This window comes from Kitasatospora sp. MY 5-36, assembly GCF_001182915.1.
Taxonomy (GTDB): Bacteria; Actinomycetota; Actinomycetes; order Streptomycetales; family Streptomycetaceae; genus Kitasatospora.
This window is the reverse complement of sequence record NZ_LFVW01001096.1, coordinates 1-1910: the sequence shown is the minus strand read 5'-3', so window position 1 is coordinate 1910 and position 1910 is coordinate 1. Positions and strand designations below refer to the sequence as shown.

2 protein-coding genes are annotated in these 1910 nt (G+C 74.9%); both read left to right on the top strand.

Features of this window, described 5'->3' with window-relative positions:
- Window positions 1–713, top strand: a 713-nt coding sequence (locus tag AE652_RS40430) for a sugar transferase (RefSeq protein WP_049660783.1), incomplete at its 5' end; no start/stop codon positions are given.
- Window positions 714–720: 7 nt separating this feature from the next.
- On the top strand, window positions 721–1910 hold a 1190-nt coding region (locus AE652_RS40425; protein WP_049660781.1), incomplete at its 3' end, for an O-antigen ligase.

The following is a 1910-nucleotide window of genomic DNA, read 5'->3' as shown; positions in this document are numbered from 1 at the left end:
CCCGGCTCGGCTGCCAGGTCTGGCTGGTGCCCGCGCTGCGCGAGTACGGCTCGCTGCCCGCCGCCCCGATCACCGGCGGCGACCACCTGTGGGGCTTCCCCTGCCTGCGGCTCGGCAGCCCCGCGATGCGCCGCCCCGGCTGGGCCGCCAAGCGCGCCCTGGACGTCACCGCCGCCGCGGTCGGCCTGCTGCTGCTCGCCCCCGTCCTGGTGCTCTGCGCCCTCGCCGTCCGCTTCGACACCGGCCCCGGCGTGCTCTTCCGCCAGCAGCGCACCGGCCTGGACGGCCGGGTCTTCACCGTCCTCAAGTTCCGCACCCTGCGCCCGAGCAACGAGCACGAGTCCGCCACCCGCTGGAACATCTCCCAGGACCACCGGATGGGCGCCGTCGGCCGGCTGCTGCGCAAGAGCTCGCTGGACGAGCTGCCCCAGCTGTGGAACGTCCTGCGCGGCGACATGAGCCTGGTCGGCCCGCGCCCCGAACGGCCGTACTTCGTCATGCGGTTCGGCCAGGCCTACCCCGAGTACGCGGACCGCCACCGCGTCCCGGTCGGCCTCACCGGCCTGGCCCAGGTCAACGGCCTGCGCGGGGACACCTCCATCGAGGACCGGGCCCGCTTCGACAACCGCTACATCGAGAGCTGGAGCCTCTGGCAGGACGTCAAGATCCTGTGCCGCACCGCGGCCCTGATGCTCCACCCGGACGGGAGCTGACCCCTTCGTGGCCCTGACCCTCCCCGCCTTCCCCCGCCCGGCCTTACGGGCGGCCCTACCCGCGCTCACCGAGCGCACCAGCCCGCTGGCCGCCGCCACCGTCCTGCTGGTCTGCGTGCCCACCGGGGAGAAGGACGTCGCCGCCGCCGTCCACGTCACCGCCGCCGACCTCGCCTCGCTGGCCCTGGTCGCCCTCACCGCGCTCAACCTGCTGCGCGGGCGGCTGCCCGCGGTCAGCCGCACCACCTGCGCGCTGTTCGGCGGGATCGTGGTCGCCGCCGCCGTCGCCACCCTCGGCTCGACCGACCCGGCCGCCAGCGTCACCGGCTTCGTCCGGCTCGCCCAGGTGTTCGTCCTGGTCCCCGCCGCCGTCCTCTGCGCCCTGCGCGACCGCACCGACCAGCGCCTGGTGCTCGGCTCCTTCGTCCTCGCCGCGCTGATCCAGGGCGTGGTCGGCGCGAAGCAGTACCTCACCCACACCGGCGCCTCCTACACCGGCCAGCCGATCCGGGCCGTCGGCACCTTCGGCGCGCTCGACATCATGGCGATGTCCAGCGTGGTCAGCTTCGGCCTGCTCGCCGCCCTCGCCCTGGCCCTCGGCGAGCGAGGCCCCGGGGGAAACGCCCGGCTGCGCCGCGCGATGTTCGCCGCCGCCGCCTTCCTCGCCTTCCCGCTGGCCGTCTCCTTCAGCCGCGGCAGCTGGATCGCCACCGGCCTCGCCGCCACCGTCCTGCTGCTGCGCGTCGACGCCCGGCTGCTGCTGCGCGGAGCCGTCCTCGGCCTGGCCGCCGCGGTCGTCCTGGTCGGCGGCCTCGGCCTCGGCGGCTCCGGCGTCACCAAGCGGCTCAGCTCGATCGGCTCCGTCTCCGCCGCCCCCGACCAGTCCGTCTCCGACCGGTACGACCTGTGGTCCACCGCCGGACGGATCTGGCAGGACCACCCCGTGCACGGCGCCGGCCCCAAGGCCTTCCAGCAGCTGCGCGACAGCCACGCCCCGCTGCGGCTGTCCTCCGGCAGCGACGCCGCCGACGCCACCATCGGCTTCCAGCGCGAACCGCTGCTCTCCCCGCACAACATGTACTTCCTGGTGCTCAGCGAGCAGGGCCTGATCGGCATCACCGCCTACGCCACGCTCTTCCTCGCCCTGCTGATCGGCTGCCTGCGCCACCGCCGCGGCGACCAGTTCGGCGGCGCGGA